The following is a 15840-nucleotide window of genomic DNA, read 5'->3' as shown; positions in this document are numbered from 1 at the left end:
GGAAGGTCAGAACATGCGTCCTGCCAACAGGTGCCGACGGTGTCGGCGTTGAACCCCTGTCCCCGATCAATTCAGGTGGGGGAGTTTGAGGTGGCCATAAGTGGGGGAATTTAGGTGGCCATCAGGGTTTTGAGATCGCAACTGATCGGGTAAAGCGTCAACGCCCATAGACTGCAATCCTTCCGTCCGCCCTGACGCGTTTGAAACAACAAATTCGCATCTACAAGTTCACGAACAGCTGCAGCCAACGTGGCTCGACCTGACCAACCACGACATTTCATCACTTTGGGGGCGAGCGAAAGGTCACCATTACGGTTTGCGTTCGTGCTCAAGAGGCCAAGCAACTCAAGCAGAAGTTTTGAAGCATGCGGGGACAATTGCGCACATGCGCGTGAACGAAGAAATGGAAGAGACAGTGGCAGCCATGAATCATTAGTTGCGATCCCGCGCTTTTTGCTATGTTTCACTGGATTCACCCTCGCCCACCAACAAGAAAAATGCCTGCTGTCCATCTCGCCCTTTCTTGGTCGGCTTAGCAGGTATGACCGGACTGCGACTCCACACGGAATTACTTGACATAGAAGCTCCAACCAATACTTCAGCTGGCAATGGAACGGATTCGGTTTTGGTGAAGCTGTTCGATGAGCCTTCGAATTTCTTCGTTTGATTGACCTGCAATTCGAGCTTCGCAGACGGCCGAAACCTCACGCTCAGGCCACCCTACTGCTCGCGCACCCAAGCGAACACTTTTGGGCCAGAGGCCTTCGTTGATCAGTTGGTAAATGTATGAGCGCGAGCATCCGCTGATCGCCAAGACTTTTGGCAAACGAATAATTGCTGTGTAGTGGTCCATTGCACACATCCTTTCAAAAGAAGATGCGGCAATCTTCACCCGCCCACCTGCCATAAGCACACATCAAAAAGGGTGCATTTCAGGCGAAGCTAGTATCCATGCGGCTTTCAGTGGACTCACACGTGTCCGTATGGGTTACAAGCGAACGTTGATGGCTTCAGTTCGGCCCTTTCGATCTGGTGGTCGAGCCATGAACAAATCGCTAGGTGGAGCGATGACAGAAACGTGAGTTTTAAAGCGACCAACTTAAAAATTGGGGCCGCCGTGGCACCGTGAGTGACAGGCTTCAAATAACCCGGAACCAATTCGAGATGCTGCTAGGTTTTGCCGGGGTAGGTATAACGGTTGGTATAACGAGCAAAACCCACGGCACAAAGAAGAAAGGACTTAGCCCCTTGCGAAGCTAAGTCCTTGATTCATATGGTCGGCGTGGCGGGATTCGAACTCGCGACCCCTTGCACCCCATGCAAGTGCGCTACCAGGCTGCGCTACACGCCGACAAGCTCAAAGTATAACCGGATAAATGGCCGTTACAGGGTCAACATGTCCCTAATTTCCACCAGTTCTTGGTGAAGCGAATGCCCGCCTCCACTGGCATCACGCCAACCGGCTGGCAACACAAGGGGCTGCACGTGCTCATCGCCCATCATCTCGGGGGCCAGGATCTCGGAATCGTCCCCATCGAGCTGCGACACCCCTTCAGCACGACCCGCACGGTCAGACTGCACCAACTCTTGCAAGCGGTTGCGGGCGCCACTGATGGTGAAGCCTTGGTCATAGAGCAAGTCTCTGATGCGCCGAATCATCAGCACTTCGTGGTGCTGGTAATAGCGGCGATTGCCACGTCGTTTGACGGGCCGCAACTGCGTGAATTCTTGCTCCCAATAGCGCAAAACATGCGGCTTGACGCCACACAATTCGCCCACCTCACCGATGGTGAAGTAGCGTTTGGCGGGTATGGGGGGGAGCAGACTGTCCATGAACGACAACAAGTTGCGTGGAAAACCTCGTAGCTTACTGCAACTGGGTCGGTCATGCGAGCCCATTTCCAGCTTGGCTTCGCAGAATGGAAGCCCACAAGGAAATCCTGCGCATGGATCGATTTATTTCGTCAACAAACCCTGGGCAGGTCCGTTGTGCTTGTTGCCGGCAACAAGCCTGAGGCGGTCAACTGTTGCGGTGCACCAGTTCAACGATGACGGCCAAAATCCCAAACAAGGCGGAGAACGCTGCGATGCCAACGGCGTAGTAGCCCGCAGAAAGACTTTTGATTTGGGAAATTTTCAATTTGTTCATGGTTTGTCTCGCAGGTATTGTTTTACACAAGCATTGTGGCCCTGAAGTCCTTGCCTGTACAGACCATTGTTGCAAACCGACGACTGCGCGCAGCGCAGCAAGGGATGGGAACGCGGCCAACTCAGGCCTGGGTATCGGCCATGACCTTTTCGACCAAAGCGACCAAGTCTTTGCTTTTGAAGGGTTTGATGATGCAGGCTGTGGCCCCAGGGACGTGGATCGTGTCGATGCCCAGTCGGCTGGTCACAGAGTCAGGGCTGCCCGATGCCACGATGATGGGCAGACTGGGGTGTTTGAGGCGAACTTGCTCGATGAAGGCCACGCCATTCATTTTGGGCATGACCAAATCCGTGATGATCAGGGAAATGGGTGTTTGCTCCAGCCAATCCAAGGCCTCGATACCGTCCCCAGCCCCAATGACGGTGTACCCATACACCTCCAGCGTTTCTTGGACGCCTTCACGCAACAAGACCTCATCTTCAACAAGCAAAATAGTGGTCATAAAAAGAGGTTGGGGGTTGGCAGAGACAGAAATTCATCAGTTATCAGAACTTCTGGTCATTTTACCAACTGATGCCGAAAGCAAATCCCAAAAAATAGCATTTATTTGCACCTCCGAAGTTTCCGTGCAAAACAGGTGTATTCCCCATTTTGAGATGTTCAAAACGACAATACGATCAAGACCATGCCTCCAACAACCGGTCTCATCCTCTCAGGCGGCGGCGCACGCGCGGCTTACCAAGTCGGCGTTTTAGCCGCCATTGGGCGCATGCGTCGCGAAGCGGGGGCCGCACCTGGCAACCCTTTTCCGGTGATCTCGGGCACGTCCGCTGGTGCCATCAATGCCGCATTCTTGGCCAGCAATGCCGACCGATTTGATGCGGCCCTGGACGAGTTGGTCGATGTCTGGAGGAACTTTCAGGTCGAACAGGTCTACCGCTCCGACGTTCTGGGCATGATCCGATCGGGGGCCCGCTGGATTTCTTTGCTCTCGCTGGGCTGGTTGATCACACAAAAGCGCATTCGCCCCAAATCGCTGCTGAACAACGACCCCTTGAGTGCGCTGCTGGCGCAACGCATCGATTTGCAGCGCTTGCCCGCATTGATGGAACAAGGACATTTGCGCGCCTTGGCCATCACGGCTTCGAGCTACAGCACAGGCGAACACGTGACTTTTTACGACAGTCAACACGAGGTCACCCCTTGGGTTCGCAACCAACGATTGGCGCAACACGGGCGCTTGTCCCACGATCACCTGCTCGCCAGCTCGGCCATTCCTTTCATCTTTCCGGCCATGCGGTTAGAAGGACCTCAGGGGAATGCCTACTTTGGCGACGGCTCCATGCGGCAAACAGCGCCGATTTCACCCGCCATCCATTTGGGCGCCGACAAAATATTGGTGGTGGGCGCAGGCCGCATGCTCGAGCCCCCCAAAAAGGATTCGGGTGAACCCAGCTATCCCTCATTGGCCCACATTGCCGGCCATGCTTTGTCGAGTATTTTCTTGGACTCCCTGGCTGTGGACGTTGAACGCATGCAGCGCATCAACCAAACCTTGGCGCTGATACCGGAGGACAAACGCCAGTCCACCCATTTGCGTCCCGTGCAATTGCTCCTGATTGCCCCCTCTCAACGGTTGGATGTGATCGCAGCCAAGCACGCCGATGCATTGCCCGCCACGGTCAAAAGCCTGCTGCGCACCATGGGCGCCAGCCTCAACACGCTTCAGGGTCAGGGCAATGCACTGGTGAGTTATTTGTTATTTGAAGGCGCATACACGCAGGAACTCATGGCCTTGGGGGAGGCAGATGCCATGGCTCAGCGTGACGACATTCACCAATTTTTTGGGTGGCGCGCCCAGAACTGACTGGGCGCAGTCAGGCCATGCGATGGCGCGTGGCGACGGTTGATGGGGCCGAGACGGCGATCAACTCTGGCATGTGCGTCCAAGCCATCAGCGCGTGGGCTTGCTCGGTGTTCGCAGACAGCCAATGGTCATGCAAGTGCGGCGCAATGACGACAGGGGTGCGCTTTTCATCTCCAGGCTTGTGAAATTGACGCATGACGGGGTGCTCGTCGGCGTTGACGGTCAGCATGGAAAAACTGACCCGCACTTCACCGGTCTGGGGATCTTTCCATCGGTCCCAAAGACAAGCGATGGCCAAGGGATCACCCGAGGCCAGCTGAATCTTCCAGCGCACGGCCTTGCCAGATTCATAACTGGGTTCGTAGAAATCGTCGACCAAAACCAGCCCCCATTGCCGTTGCCGCCAGGCGGTTCTGAAACTTGGCTTTTCCGCCACCGTCTCGCTTCGGGCGTTGTAGGTGTGACGGCTGATTTTGCGGTCTTTGGCCCACGCAGGGATCAGGCCAAATTGGGCCAAGCCACAGGCCACACGCCCAGACTGGTGACTTTTGACGACCAAAGGAGCGGCGTAACCCGGAAAGGTTTCATCTGGGCAGTCCGATGGCAAATCAACACCGAGCTTGTCCCTCACCCACTGGCTGCGTTTGGTTGGCGTGAAATTGGTGCACACGCGCAAAGTTTAATGCTTGGGAAATGGCTGCGGGCCAACCTTTTCGAAAGTTGAGCACTCCGCATACTGACTGACAACAGGCGCTCCCCCTCAACATCCATAGACACGGCTTGCCGACCAAGATGGGCTGATCATCCATTTACAACAGACCTGCTCAGATTCATCATGGCGTGAGCAGCACTGCGTCTTTCGGCACTATTTCTTTCTCTTCCTGGCCTGACTGGGTTTTTCGGCATTGGCATAAGCCTCAAGCCCCGCTTCACGGTCCAGTGGCACCGTGGTGGCCATGGTGGTCTCTGAACGCGGGTGCAGATGAGGTGGGAAAAATGCCAACTTTTGATTTTTGGCGAGTTTATTTGTTCGCTCCAAATCCAAATCACGCTCGTTCACACCGCTGGGTGAAACACACACGCCGTTGACGATTTCCAAATCAAACCACCACCTCTTGACCGCATTGCGCATGCCTGCGCCGATTTGATCGTCGTAATCAATGAGTGCTCTTCTGGCACTGGGCACCTGGATTGAAAGCTCGAGGAGTCGAGACGATTCAACAAGGTCTTCTCTGTTGTAGGGACAAGTTTTCATACAGCGCCCACAGGCCGAACCCTTCATATTGGTCAAGCGGTACTTGCCACATTTCTCAACATCGGGTTTCCATATCTCATAGCCATTGAACATCACCTTGGGGCCAAAAGGGATGGCATTGCATGGGCACTCGCGTGCACATTTCAGGCACATGTTGCAAACAGATTGCAATCCAAAATCAATGGGTTGGTCAAACACCAAAGGCAAGTCGGTGGTCAGCAAAACACTTTTGGAGCGAGGGCCGATGAATGGATTTAAAACCAACTCCCCAATGCGAGACAGTTCGCCGAGACCGGCCAGCAATGTGGCTGGAATGTGCAACACATCCGATTCAGCGTTGGTGTGCGCTCGAGAAGAAAAACCCAGACGGCGCAAATGTGCGCCCATGACACCCGCTATAAAAGCACCGCGCATATAGCTGCGCATGGACTGCGCACCAGAAATCCAATCGTCGCCCGATGCGCCCTCCATGGTCTCAAAGCCTTGGTCAAGCAACATGACTATGCAGTGCTTGTGAGTGGGTTCGATAGCTTTGCCATGCTGGGCTTCATGCGAATAGAACATCCAAGGCTCTGCTTCACAAATGCCGACCAAATCAGCGCCCAAAAAATACGCCAAGGCTTTGATGGACTCTGCATTTTTTTGGGCGTCCGACAAGGCCCCATGGGGCTCTGCAGGCACAAGCCGCTCGTACGTGCCCTGCAGTGGCACCATGTCGCGTATCAAGGGCGTCATTGCAAACGCCAGGGGATGTTTGGTCGCAAATCGCGTGCGCTGCACTTTGGCTTTTTCACCCAAATCACCTGCCAATGCGCGCGTGAATAAATCGGCCCGTTTGCTGTTGCGAATGATCTCGTCGCGAAGAATCAGCGTGGCGGGCTCTGGCACCCGTTTCAATGATTCCATGGGGTAGCGCCCCAAATGCAGAGGGCGCAGTTCCGCTTCCGACTCGGCCCAACCCGGGCGGGTACCCAGCTTGCCCATGTATGTGTCGGAGTCAGGCCAATCCAAGGAGGCATGCGCCGCGATGGGGAGATCGATCTCTAAAGGCAAATCGGTGCTGACAGCGGCTATGGCAAAACCGCGCTGCAAAAAAGGCATTTTGAGAACGCCGCCTTCAGACCGCGCAATGCCCGCGCGTTGTGCCAAAGCTTCCAGGTTCAAATGCGTGTTGCCCGTGACATGACCGCGGGCGTTGTAACCCATGGCGCGAAGATACCCAGCCAGCACGACAGCCACTTCCGTGGCACGTGCATCGGTTCTGGCTTTGTTGCTACCATGAAGCCAAGCCGCGCCAGACTCATCCGATTGGGGTTCACGGCTGAACTCAACGAGAAAAACCAATGCATGGGCATGTTTGACGGGCGATTCCGGCATCCCATCCAAGTCATCAATGGCGCATACACCCGCCAGGGTTGCATCTAAAAAGTAGGCACACGCTTTGAGGTTTTTGCTTCGAAGACTCAAATCATCTGGCAGTGGTGCACGGGCAATGGCTGTCTCGCCCTCCAGATATGTTTCAAACAAGGCTTGATAAGCCGACAAGGCCTCGTTGATCGAATTCGGACCCGCAGGATTTTTGTCCTGGGGGGACATGGCTTGGTGTTCTGGCGCATGGGCATCCCGCGCAAGCAATTCGGTGGGCAAATCGCCCATGTCAAAGTGCCGAGACCGATTTGAAAATAAACGTGTCATGAACCACCGCTCTATCGAATGATCCATGCAGTTTTACACAGTCCCGGTGTATTCACCACGCGCCGGGTAGTTTATAGCCAAAGCCAAACCAATCGCGCCGAACAGATGCGCAGCAACATCTGCTGAGGACCTTGCCAACATGACGCACACAGCCTTCATCGTGGCGGTTGACAGTTAGACAGTCCGAATCACTGCCGCTGAATGGTGGCATTCCCCCAAATCTCTAGACACTTTACATTGCGCAGTCTGACTCTGCTGCTTGTACGCGTAACAGTAGATTTTGGGAGTGACTGAAATACAGCGACTGCTTCAAGTGGACGGAATATATGCAATGTCTGCTTCCAGCCTGAAATGGACACCAGATCGCGCTTTATTTTCAATCCTGGTCAGCTCTTAAGCCTCAATTGTCACCGATGGACCATGTAGGGTTTAGCCGCGCTGTAGAAGCACTGAACGACTTCCATCTTGTTAGCTGCGCATCTTGAAGTGACATGTGGTCCAAGTGACCATACCGCCAAAGTAACATGGTCTGATCCCGATGCCCGAGAATTTGCGAGGCAACTCCAACACCCACGCCATTCCTCAACAGTGATGCAGCGACCCAAGCTGTTCAGGGAGAAATGAGCGGTAAATTAAACATACCTGAGGTACTGGGTTACGGGGTCAAGACCAGTCAAGACCATTTGCAACTAGAATTAGTTTCGTGTAGTTAACATCTATTTTCCCAAAAAGGGGCTTAGCATGGATCTCAATCAGGCGATTGGTTTACGCAACCAGCTAAGAACTCACAAGGTCATCATGGCCTACAACGGTGCCATTTCAGATGAACTGATGTTGACCTTGGCCGATTTGCTGAAAAGTCGAATGTTGGCCCAAGACGATCCCAAACGCTCCAAAACCATTTTTTCGGTTTTTATGGAGGGCGTGCAAAACTTGATATGGCATGGTGGGGATGATTCAGATACATCGGGCATGATTTTGATTACCCAAGACGAGGGGCAAGTCACCATCATGTGCGGAAACAGGATTGCTCAAAAAGACACCCTTGATTTGAGGGATCGACTCAGTCAAATCGTCAACGCGGACAAAGAAACCATTCGTCAACTTTATCGTGAAGGCATGTCCAGCTCAAACGAGCATGAAGGGCCTGGAGCAGGTTTGGGGCTGTTGGAGATTGCCCGACGATCCAGCCAACCCATCAGTTACGCTTTTGTGGATGTCGACAAAGACACTGTTGATTTCATTTTGGCCGCGACCATTTAAGGAAAAAAATGTTGCTGAACATTGCTGCCACCGACCGCACCCCTGAAATTATCTTGAGTTCTCAACCTGCAAAGTTGAGCATCAAAGGGGAGTCCTACCCTGAGGACGTCTCAGCCTTTTATGGCCAAGTTATCCAGGCGGTCAATTCTTTGGTTGAGTCTCCTGCTGGTGAATTGACCGTTGAAATCCAACTCATCTACATCAACAGTTCCAGCATCAAAGCGATATTCAGAATATTTGAGGGCTTCGATGAATATCGAAAAAAGGGCCAGAATGTTTCCATCCAGTGGTTGGCTGATGAGGACGATGACATCATGCAAGAACTGGGTGAGGATTTCATCGACCGCTTTCCCAATTTAACCATCAAGACGCTGTCCACTTGAACAAAGACTCTTTTGATTTATACGACCGAGAAAAGGCTCTGATTTCAGAGGGCTCAACCCTGCTTGAGTCACAAGACTTGAAAACCCTCAAGCCTTTCGCCCAAAGGCTGTTTGATGGTTTTGTGAGCTTGTTCAATGAAAATCAAAATTTACTGCGGCACTCTGACCGCCAAGAGCAGCGCCTGGTGAAATTGAACCAGAACTTGAAGGCGCAAACCCAAGAGCTAGAACTGAAAAGACAGACTCAAGAATTGCTCTCCCAGCAATTGGCCAAGTATTTGCCGCCTCAAATCATGTCGGCTTTGTTGTCGGGCACCTACCAATCGAAGGTGGCCACGCAAAGAAAAAAACTCACTGTTTTTTTCAGCGATATTCGTGACTTCACGGCCACTTCAGATCTGCTCCAACCCGAAGCCTTGACCGAGTATTTGAACGAGTACTTCTCGGAAATGACCGAGATTGCGATGGCCCATGGCGCCACCATTGATAAATACATTGGCGATGCGATGATGGTCTTCTTTGGCGACCCCGAAAGCAATGGCCACCAAGAAGATGCGCGAGCATGTGTACTGATGGCCATGGCGATGCAAACGCGGATGAAGGAACTGGCTGTCAGGTGGAAAAACAAGGGTTTTGAAAACCCCTTTGTGATCCGGATTGGCATCAACACGGGTTACTGCAATGTCGGTAACTTTGGCAGTGACCAGCGGCTCAGCTACACCATCATTGGTGGCGAGGTCAATTTGACCCAACGCTTGGAATCCCACTCAGATCCAGGCGGCATCTTGATGAGTTACGAAACCTATTGCTACGTTCAAGACTTGGTTGAGGTGGAAGAACGCCAGCCGGTAAAAATGAAGGGCATTGCCCGTGATGTGAAAACCTTCGCGGTCTTGGGGCCCAAGCAAATCCAGACCCCTAAATCCGTGGCCTTGAACCATCAGGCTGGCGTCAATATCGATCTGGACGTGTCCACTTTGACACCTTCCGAACGCCAGCAATTGGCAGAACAACTGCGCGCTGTGGCGAACCAAATTTCGTGAAAATTGCCCAACATCTCCTTGGGGAGCCAACACATGATTAATCCAGCGAAGTCTTCGTTCGAGGTTTCTGGGGCCTTCTTTGCGGCAGCGGTTGAAACGCTCAAAGAATTCAACCACTTGGGTCAGTCGGTTTTGGCCAAACACAACATCGACTCGATTGATCGAACGCTTTTTTATCCCAATCAGCTGCGCGTCGATTTGTTTGAAGCTGTTTATGAGCGGTTTGGTGATGCTGGATTGACCTGGATTGGATTGGAGTCGCCCAGACAGTTTTTTTCGCCAGAAGAACTCGCCCGCTCCCCACTGCAGCTTCGACTCAACGAGCCCGAGTACCAGTTCGAGGGGAGGCTTCATTCCAACCCTGTTGAGTTGGACCAATTTTTTCAAAATTTTTTGAACGCCTATTGTGAGGAAGTGACCAAAATTCTGGTGGCCTCGACTTTGCAAGCCGATTACCCTGTCGGGCAGTTTTTACGTCGCCATCCATCGGGATTGCCTCTCCATTACCTCATTCAACTCAACTCCAAATTAGCCAAGCCTTATTCGCTCTGGTCACGAGGCACCATTCAGTTCAACTTGCGCTTGCAATTACCAGATGGTTGGGACTTTCAATTAACGCTCAACAAAGAACTGACCCACGAGTTGGTGTCTCATTCGGAGTATTTCTTTGATTTGGTACTCATGCCCATGGCGCCTGATCAAAATCGGGCCTATTGCGTGTTGAAAGATCGGCTCGAATGCAGAGAGGCTCTTCTGAAAGCTGCCTTGGACCAAACCTTCAAGCAAGAACAGGCCCTAAAAAGAGTCCATGAGAAAACCATGGAGTCCATCCGCTATGCGGCAGCCGTTCAATTGAACCAATTGCCCAAAGTGAGTCCAAGGCATGGATTCAAAGACTTTGCCGTTCTTTGGGAACCCAAGGACACGATAGGAGGCGATACATGGTGGTTGTCTTCAGAAGATTCGCCAGGACCTGTGACACTAGCCGTGATCGATTGCACTGGACACGGTGTGCCAGGGGCCATGACGGCCATGTTGGTGAGCAACACTTTGACCCGATTGTTTGCAGAGGATCCTTTTTGCACTTTGGAGACTGCAGCCGCTGGCATAGGCCAGTCCCTGGCTCAGTCCTTTGGCAGCTTCGACAAAAACAGCGACGTGGCCAACGGCTGCGACTTGGTTTTGATTCAGCAGGTGCCTCAGTCTCATCAATTGCGACTGGGACTGGCGGGCATCGATGTCATGCATTACCGAAACGCCCAAAAGAAGCTCGATTGGATTGAGTCACCCCGAAATGGCATTTCAGCAAAGCCTAGCGCAGACCTTCCAATGGCGATTCGTCACATCGACTATTCAGTCGGAGACCGTTTGCTCATCACCACCGACGGGCTGACCGATCAAGTGGGGGGCGGCGAAAGACTGCGTTCATTTGGTTATGGTCGAACCAATGCCCTGTTCGAGTCGAGCCAAGACAAATCGGTCAATGAGGTGGTCGAAAGTTTGGTGGTCGCGATGGATACTTGGCGGGGCACCAACGAACGCCGAGACGACCTGACGCTTGTTTGCATTGACCTTTGAATTTCGGTCGACTGTTGACGCCGATGACGATTTGATCAGGAGCACCGATTTCAGTTTCACCAGCGAGTGCCCAACGAACGGTATGGTCACATCTCGGTCGGCGGTAATAGGCGGAAATCGACGAATGCGTCGCCTCAGGTCAAAGCTTTGCCTTCGAAACCACCTTATCCGGTAAGGGCTACTTGCGAAAAATAGCCCTTTGGCAGCAGCTCGGTTACCAAGTTAAACTGTGGTTTTTGTCGCTGCCCAGCGAAGATATTGCCATTTCTCGGGTGGCAGAACGGGTTGTCCAAGGCGGGCACAATATTCCTGAGCAAGTCATTCGCAGGCGCTTCAAGTCGGGACTTGAAAATTTTCATGAGCACTACAGCAAAGTCGTTGACTCATGGGCGCTTTACGACAACTATTTAAGGCCTCCACAATTGATTGAATGGAGCAAGAAATGAACATCAAAGACATTAGGACATCTTCTGATCCTGATTTGGCTGGCTCCTATGCAGCCATCCAACGCGCAGCAAAATCTGCTGAGGACCTTGCCATCAAAACCAACACAGCCATCATCGTGGCAGTTGATGGCAAGCCTGTACGAATCACTGCAGCCGAATTGATCAAGATGCGCGAGCTTGAATCAGCTAAGCCCTCACCACACATTCAAGCTCTTTGAATCGCGCAAGATAGGCGTTCCATGGCGCTTAGCATTGAACTCTTAGGGGAAATCGACCAGGTCGTTGGCGATTGGTGCCTTGCTCGCGTTCCTGCTCACCTCAAGCAATCCGTTGATTACGACTATGAAATCGACGGTCAGGCCGTAACGATCTTAGAAGTAAGGCCTGCTTGGAGGGGGACTCCCGGCGAAGTAACCCGTCGGCCTATAGCCAGGTTTCGACTCGTCAAAGTGACCGGTTTTTGGAAAATCTTCTGGATGCGAGCAAGCGGTAAATGGCACGCGTATGAACCCATGTTCGAGGTCAATGATCTGGTCGATGCACTAGATGTCATTGAGACAGACCACTACGGCTGCTTCTTCGGCTGAGTAATGGCGCGTGGAAGGCTAACAAATCCGGCATGTGTGACCATGTCATCAGTTCGGAGGCTTGGGTCGTATCAGCAGAAAGCCATGCATCTTGTAAATCTGGTGCAATGATCACTGGGGTGCGTTTTTCATCCCCGGGCTTATGAAACTGCCTCATAACCGGATGGTCATCGGCATTGACCGTCAGCATTGAGAAGCTCACCACCCTATCACCTGAATCTGGGTCTGTCCAACGATCCCATAGGCAGGCAATGCCAAAAGGGTCACCAGAGGCCAATTCAATCTTCCAACGCACTGCCTTGCCAGACTCGTAACTGGGCTCGTAGAAGTTGTCGACCAGCAGCAGTCCAAACTGTCGCTGCCGCCATGCGGTCCGGTAACTGGGCTTCTCGGCGGCAGTCTCGCTCCGTGCGTTGTAGGTGTGCCGACTGATCTTGTCGTCTTTGGCCCATCCTGGTATCAAACCGAACCTGGCCAAACCACACGCGACGCGTTCGGATTGCCGACTCTTGACGACCAGAGGTGCAGCGTAACCGGGATAGGCTTCTTCAGGGAAACCTAAAGGCAGCTCAACACCCAGGTTTTCCTTGACCCATTGGGCACGTGTTGTTGGAGTGAAATTCGTACACACGCACTGAATTCAAAAATAAGAGTGCTGACTGATCAGTCCCATCACTTCCAACTCAGATCCAGTTTTCTGTTGTGTGCAGCGCAGTCACGCAAGTAAAGATTGATCAGGCTTTGATAGGGAATTCCAACTTGCTCGGAAATGCCTTTGAAGTAGCCAATCGAGTCTTCATCCAGCCGGATGGTGATTTGCTTTTTCAGTTGGGCTGCGTAAGGGTTTTTGCGCGCTTTAGTGAAATCGTATTCTTTTCGCATCTTTGGCCTCTTAGCGGTATTGCTTGGATTCATGGGCTGAAGCTTTTCGGGCAGAAATGATTCGAATTAAATTGCCCTGCTCTCGGTAGCAATGACAGACAACCATGACGCGCAGCGTGCTGCTGATGCCCAGCAGGACAAATCTATCTTCATCTTCCGAGTGATCAGGGTCATCGATCAGTTTCGCGTTTTCATCAAAAAAGACTGTGCGCGCCTCTTCAAATGAAACGCCATGCTTCTTCTCATTGGAAGCAGCTTTTTTATGGTCCCACTCAAATCGTATGGTCATAACTACAGTGTAGTTTTTATTTTTACGAGCCGCAAGCGAATTTTTAATACTCGCTAGGCAGCATGATCACCCAGTGCTCACCATCCCAGGAGGCGTAAAGCGTTTGCTCGGCAAGGGGGAAGTCTGTGAACGGAATCTCTTGCCGAGCATGTTCATGGCCGTTATCCCTACGCTGGAATTCATGTTCACAGGCACTGCAATGGGCGGCACCAAATGGGTTTTCATGATTGCAAATCGGACACTTTTTAGTTTTGGCTGCCTTGTCCTTGCCTGTGTGGTGAGGAATTTCTTCCTCAACGCGACGTGCGTATTGCTCAAATGCTTACTACCAACCATTGATCCAACTCCAATGGTCAATGTCATTCCAAGCAATCCTTCTGGAAAGTTCATGTGTTGCAACTTGGCTATTGCCATCGCTCATGGCTCCCGTGGGATTGGAGGGTTGTGTCAAGTAATTCAACAGCTACGAAGTCATTTGATCTGCTGCGCAGATGCCCAAAAAGGTCTGTCTACAAAGACCGTACTGATCATCTACGACAAGGAAGACAAAAGAGTTTTCTGGGAAAGCAAACGTGATTTTCAAGCACACATGTTGCGAAATGGAGTCACGTATAGTTGTCGGTCAAAGCCAATGATGCCGCCAACCGTGAATAACACAACATAGCCTTTAGCGACTGTTTGCGTGCAAAGTCTGCGTAAGGCAGTGCTCTTTTGCAGCTGGCACCCGCGCGGCACTCTAAAAAGCCCTACAGCGCGTTTTTTCTTGAGCTCGCTGGGCTGAGTAGCGGCACTCATTTCAAAACAAACGTAGCGTTTTTTTCAAGTTGAGCACAGCGCTAGCTGCGTCTGCGCAGGGGCAAAATCAATGCTGCTCTCACACCATGCTGGCGTCACTGGCGACAGATTGAATTGGGGTAGTTTGACTGTTCCGAAATCTATGAAAAGACATCGAAAAATCTATGAGAAGTAGTAAACCCGGACCATACTACTTTGAACATAAGAAAAAGCACCTAGAGTTTCCTCTAAGTGCTTGATTTCATTGGGAATTTTTTGGTGGGCGATGCAAGTTTCGAACTTGCGACCCCTGCAGTGTGAAAACGCCAACATTTCACCTTTTTCCCGTTTAAAAACAACAACTTAGCCGTTTTCAACAGGGTCAAAGTAGTATACTTGTAGTATACCCATATAATTATAAAGTGATATTAAAATTTCACTTCTGTGACGTTGGCTGTAAACCAGTGTCATTTCTTTTTACGGTGCTGCTTTTTTAAGCACCTATCACATTGTCATTGTGGCTCAGAAACGGCTCAATGTATATAGAGTTTTTGCACGGGCTGGCTCAATGTGTATAGAGTTTCAAGCCACAGACCGGCAATGTGCATGGAGTTTTGGTTCGCACTGGCCAATGTATATAAAGTTTTGATGGCGACGATTGAGCACCCTCTTCCTATGAGTTGGGCGCCGCAGGATGGGGATTGATTTGTGCGCGCTCGATCCAACGTCAATGTACAGAATTTGATGTCAGTTAAATCGTCGGAACAATTCCATAGCTGTGATCAAGTGTCATTTTTTTACGCTGAGAAATTTTCGAGCCACAACTTTCAAGCGAGTCACACGTAGAGCCGTCGATCAATGTATATAAATTTTTTGTTTGAAGTGCCCGATGTGCATGAAGTTTGTGATTTGTACTTCGACCTACCCCCTTCGCTTTGCTGACGATTAGCGGCAGGGAGCTCATAAATTTCACCTGCGTCGATGACTCACCAGGTTATTTTTTATAACTGCAATGCAGCGGAAGTGGTCGCTCGAAGCCGTTAAGCGCTTAGGCTGCTTCCGGCCAAAAGCGGCCAGCCACAAATTATTGTTAATTTGCAAACAATGAAAAGTCGTATTGAATAAACGTAAATTGGAGCGCTTGCCAAAGCATCTGAATCCTTCTTTATTGACCTCAACCTCCACGGGGACAAATAAATGCCCGGTGACTTTGAAAAATTTGAGTCGCTAAAATGTGGCCTATGAGACGGTACTTGGCGATTTTCTTGCTGGTGTTGTTGCCCTTGCAATACAGCTGGGCAGCAATGGCAAGCTATTGCGAGCACGAAACCAGTGTAACTGCCAAGCACCCTGGTCACCACACCCATGACCATGCGTCAATTGACCAGCAAGAGTCCAGCAAAAATTCCCCTCAATCGGCGGGCATGGACCATGACTGTGCCACTTGCCATATGGGTTGTGCCGCTGCCCTGGTCAGCGATCTGAGCAAGACCACATTAGCAGCCTCTGACGATCACCCACTTCACCTTCAGGTCATTGCTTCTCATATGGCAAGTGAACGTCCTGAACGGCCTCAATGGCCCGTGCTTGCCTGATCGGCGAGCCTCGGGTTTCTTTACCTTTCCCTCT

Annotated in this window: 20 protein-coding genes and 1 tRNA gene; 10 read left to right on the top strand and 11 right to left on the bottom strand. The window is 51.6% G+C overall.

The window, feature by feature from the left end:
* Nucleotides 1-598: 598 nt before the first annotated feature.
* The 5 genes from B9Z31_RS15200 to B9Z31_RS15185 form a co-directional block, all read right to left on the bottom strand.
* Nucleotides 599-853 (bottom strand): AlpA family transcriptional regulator, encoded by a 255-nt coding sequence (locus tag B9Z31_RS15200; RefSeq protein WP_100120404.1) that lies wholly within the window; start codon nt 851-853, stop codon nt 599-601.
* A gap of 421 nt (nt 854-1274) precedes the next feature.
* A tRNA-Pro gene (locus B9Z31_RS15195) sits at nt 1275-1351 on the bottom strand.
* 32 nt (nt 1352-1383) lie between these two features.
* Nucleotides 1384-1833, bottom strand: a complete 450-nt coding sequence (locus tag B9Z31_RS15190) for a MerR family transcriptional regulator (protein ID WP_100120401.1) — start codon at nt 1831-1833, stop codon at nt 1384-1386.
* Nucleotides 1834-2020: 187 nt separating this feature from the next.
* Nucleotides 2021-2149 carry a hypothetical protein gene (locus tag B9Z31_RS15675; protein ID WP_255408663.1) on the bottom strand — a complete coding sequence of 43 codons (129 nt, stop codon included), beginning with the start codon at nt 2147-2149 and terminating at the stop codon, nt 2021-2023.
* 121 nt (nt 2150-2270) lie between these two features.
* The gene (locus tag B9Z31_RS15185; RefSeq protein ID WP_100120400.1) at nt 2271-2651 is read right to left on the bottom strand and encodes a response regulator; all 381 of its coding nucleotides are present in this window, start codon (nt 2649-2651) and stop codon (nt 2271-2273) included.
* A gap of 183 nt (nt 2652-2834) precedes the next feature.
* Here B9Z31_RS15185 and B9Z31_RS15180 point away from each other — a divergent pair, with 183 nt between their 5' ends.
* On the top strand, nt 2835-4016 hold the full coding sequence (locus B9Z31_RS15180; RefSeq protein ID WP_100120399.1) for a patatin-like phospholipase family protein: 1182 nt from the start codon (nt 2835-2837) through the stop codon (nt 4014-4016).
* Between the two features lie 10 nt (nt 4017-4026).
* On the opposite strand, the gene B9Z31_RS15175 is transcribed toward B9Z31_RS15180, so the two are convergent.
* Together B9Z31_RS15175 and B9Z31_RS15170 are read right to left on the bottom strand one after the other, a co-directional pair.
* Nucleotides 4027-4686, bottom strand: a complete 660-nt coding sequence (locus tag B9Z31_RS15175; protein WP_100120403.1) for an SOS response-associated peptidase — start codon at nt 4684-4686, stop codon at nt 4027-4029.
* 195 nt (nt 4687-4881) lie between these two features.
* Complete coding sequence (locus tag B9Z31_RS15170; RefSeq protein WP_100120398.1) at nt 4882-6966, bottom strand: reductive dehalogenase domain-containing protein; 2085 nt, start codon at nt 6964-6966, stop codon at nt 4882-4884.
* A 741-nt stretch (nt 6967-7707) separates the two neighbouring features.
* On the opposite strand from B9Z31_RS15170, the gene B9Z31_RS15165 reads away from it, so the two are divergent.
* The 7 genes from B9Z31_RS15165 (at nt 7708) to B9Z31_RS15135 (ending at nt 12266) form a co-directional block, all read left to right on the top strand.
* Nucleotides 7708-8229 carry a SiaB family protein kinase gene (locus tag B9Z31_RS15165; RefSeq protein WP_143473867.1) on the top strand — a complete coding sequence of 174 codons (522 nt, stop codon included), beginning with the start codon at nt 7708-7710 and terminating at the stop codon, nt 8227-8229.
* An 8-nt stretch (nt 8230-8237) separates the two neighbouring features.
* Nucleotides 8238-8612: a DUF1987 domain-containing protein gene (locus B9Z31_RS15160; protein ID WP_062405640.1), complete on the top strand. Its 375-nt coding sequence runs from the start codon at nt 8238-8240 to the stop codon at nt 8610-8612.
* A 77-nt stretch (nt 8613-8689) separates the two neighbouring features.
* A complete protein-coding gene (locus B9Z31_RS15155; RefSeq protein ID WP_143473866.1) occupies nt 8690-9655 on the top strand; it encodes an adenylate/guanylate cyclase domain-containing protein in 966 nt (321 codons plus the stop codon).
* A gap of 33 nt (nt 9656-9688) precedes the next feature.
* Entirely contained in the window at nt 9689-11233 is a 1545-nt protein-coding gene (locus B9Z31_RS15150; RefSeq protein WP_100120395.1) for a PP2C family protein-serine/threonine phosphatase, read from the top strand.
* Between the two features lie 182 nt (nt 11234-11415).
* On the top strand, nt 11416-11679 hold the full coding sequence (locus tag B9Z31_RS15145) for a hypothetical protein (RefSeq protein WP_199174521.1): 264 nt from the start codon (nt 11416-11418) through the stop codon (nt 11677-11679).
* Nucleotides 11676-11897 carry a hypothetical protein gene (locus B9Z31_RS15140; RefSeq protein WP_100120402.1) on the top strand — a complete coding sequence of 74 codons (222 nt, stop codon included), beginning with the start codon at nt 11676-11678 and terminating at the stop codon, nt 11895-11897. The genes B9Z31_RS15145 and B9Z31_RS15140 overlap by 4 nt, the downstream gene beginning before the upstream one ends.
* Before the next feature lie 21 nt (nt 11898-11918).
* Entirely contained in the window at nt 11919-12266 is a 348-nt protein-coding gene (locus B9Z31_RS15135) for a DUF3024 domain-containing protein (RefSeq protein ID WP_100120394.1), read from the top strand.
* On the opposite strand, the gene B9Z31_RS15130 is transcribed toward B9Z31_RS15135, so the two are convergent.
* Genes B9Z31_RS15130 through B9Z31_RS15745 form a run of 4 tightly spaced genes read right to left on the bottom strand, consistent with a single transcriptional unit; the run spans nt 12229 to nt 13573 of the window.
* The gene (locus tag B9Z31_RS15130) at nt 12229-12897 is read right to left on the bottom strand and encodes an SOS response-associated peptidase (protein WP_100120393.1); all 669 of its coding nucleotides are present in this window, start codon (nt 12895-12897) and stop codon (nt 12229-12231) included. The two genes, B9Z31_RS15135 and B9Z31_RS15130, sit on opposite strands and share 38 nt — an antisense overlap.
* Nucleotides 12898-12938: 41 nt before the next feature.
* Nucleotides 12939-13148: a BrnA antitoxin family protein gene (locus B9Z31_RS15125; RefSeq protein ID WP_019425223.1), complete on the bottom strand. Its 210-nt coding sequence runs from the start codon at nt 13146-13148 to the stop codon at nt 12939-12941.
* A 10-nt stretch (nt 13149-13158) separates the two neighbouring features.
* The gene (locus tag B9Z31_RS15120; RefSeq protein ID WP_100120392.1) at nt 13159-13437 is read right to left on the bottom strand and encodes a BrnT family toxin; all 279 of its coding nucleotides are present in this window, start codon (nt 13435-13437) and stop codon (nt 13159-13161) included.
* Between the two features lie 43 nt (nt 13438-13480).
* Nucleotides 13481-13573, bottom strand: coding sequence for a DUF6876 family protein (locus tag B9Z31_RS15745; RefSeq protein WP_369804722.1), 93 nt, complete (start codon nt 13571-13573; stop codon nt 13481-13483).
* Nucleotides 13574-13591: 18 nt separating this feature from the next.
* Here B9Z31_RS15745 and B9Z31_RS15435 point away from each other — a divergent pair, with 18 nt between their 5' ends.
* The gene (locus B9Z31_RS15435) at nt 13592-14101 is read left to right on the top strand and encodes a hypothetical protein (protein WP_143473865.1); all 510 of its coding nucleotides are present in this window, start codon (nt 13592-13594) and stop codon (nt 14099-14101) included.
* Nucleotides 14102-15464: 1363 nt separating this feature from the next.
* Nucleotides 15465-15806 (top strand): hypothetical protein, encoded by a 342-nt coding sequence (locus B9Z31_RS15110; protein ID WP_233201007.1) that lies wholly within the window; start codon nt 15465-15467, stop codon nt 15804-15806.
* Nucleotides 15807-15840: the final 34 nt, after the last annotated feature.

It is taken from the genome of Limnohabitans sp. G3-2 (assembly GCF_002778275.1).
Classification (GTDB): Bacteria; Pseudomonadota; Gammaproteobacteria; order Burkholderiales; family Burkholderiaceae_C; genus Limnohabitans_A.
This window is presented reverse-complemented; position numbering and strand designations above follow the sequence as displayed.

What these genes read in the sequence shown, in the direction of transcription:
- B9Z31_RS15200 (WP_100120404.1), bottom strand. Translation starts at nt 853, where the DNA reads ATGGACCACTACACAGCAATTATTCGTTTGCCAAAAGTCTTGGCGATC.
- B9Z31_RS15125 (WP_019425223.1), bottom strand. Translation starts at nt 13,148, where the DNA reads ATGCGAAAAGAATACGATTTCACTAAAGCGCGCAAAAACCCTTACGCA.
- B9Z31_RS15190 (WP_100120401.1), bottom strand. Translation starts at nt 1,833, where the DNA reads ATGGACAGTCTGCTCCCCCCCATACCCGCCAAACGCTACTTCACCATC.
- B9Z31_RS15160 (WP_062405640.1), top strand. Translation starts at nt 8,238, where the DNA reads ATGTTGCTGAACATTGCTGCCACCGACCGCACCCCTGAAATTATCTTG.
- B9Z31_RS15150 (WP_100120395.1), top strand. Translation starts at nt 9,689, where the DNA reads ATGATTAATCCAGCGAAGTCTTCGTTCGAGGTTTCTGGGGCCTTCTTT.
- B9Z31_RS15435 (WP_143473865.1), top strand. Translation starts at nt 13,592, where the DNA reads ATGGCCGTTATCCCTACGCTGGAATTCATGTTCACAGGCACTGCAATG.
- B9Z31_RS15140 (WP_100120402.1), top strand. Translation starts at nt 11,676, where the DNA reads ATGAACATCAAAGACATTAGGACATCTTCTGATCCTGATTTGGCTGGC.
- B9Z31_RS15135 (WP_100120394.1), top strand. Translation starts at nt 11,919, where the DNA reads ATGGCGCTTAGCATTGAACTCTTAGGGGAAATCGACCAGGTCGTTGGC.
- B9Z31_RS15120 (WP_100120392.1), bottom strand. Translation starts at nt 13,437, where the DNA reads ATGACCATACGATTTGAGTGGGACCATAAAAAAGCTGCTTCCAATGAG.
- B9Z31_RS15180 (WP_100120399.1), top strand. Translation starts at nt 2,835, where the DNA reads ATGCCTCCAACAACCGGTCTCATCCTCTCAGGCGGCGGCGCACGCGCG.
- B9Z31_RS15675 (WP_255408663.1), bottom strand. Translation starts at nt 2,149, where the DNA reads ATGAACAAATTGAAAATTTCCCAAATCAAAAGTCTTTCTGCGGGCTAC.
- B9Z31_RS15170 (WP_100120398.1), bottom strand. Translation starts at nt 6,966, where the DNA reads ATGACACGTTTATTTTCAAATCGGTCTCGGCACTTTGACATGGGCGAT.
- B9Z31_RS15185 (WP_100120400.1), bottom strand. Translation starts at nt 2,651, where the DNA reads ATGACCACTATTTTGCTTGTTGAAGATGAGGTCTTGTTGCGTGAAGGC.
- B9Z31_RS15165 (WP_143473867.1), top strand. Translation starts at nt 7,708, where the DNA reads ATGGATCTCAATCAGGCGATTGGTTTACGCAACCAGCTAAGAACTCAC.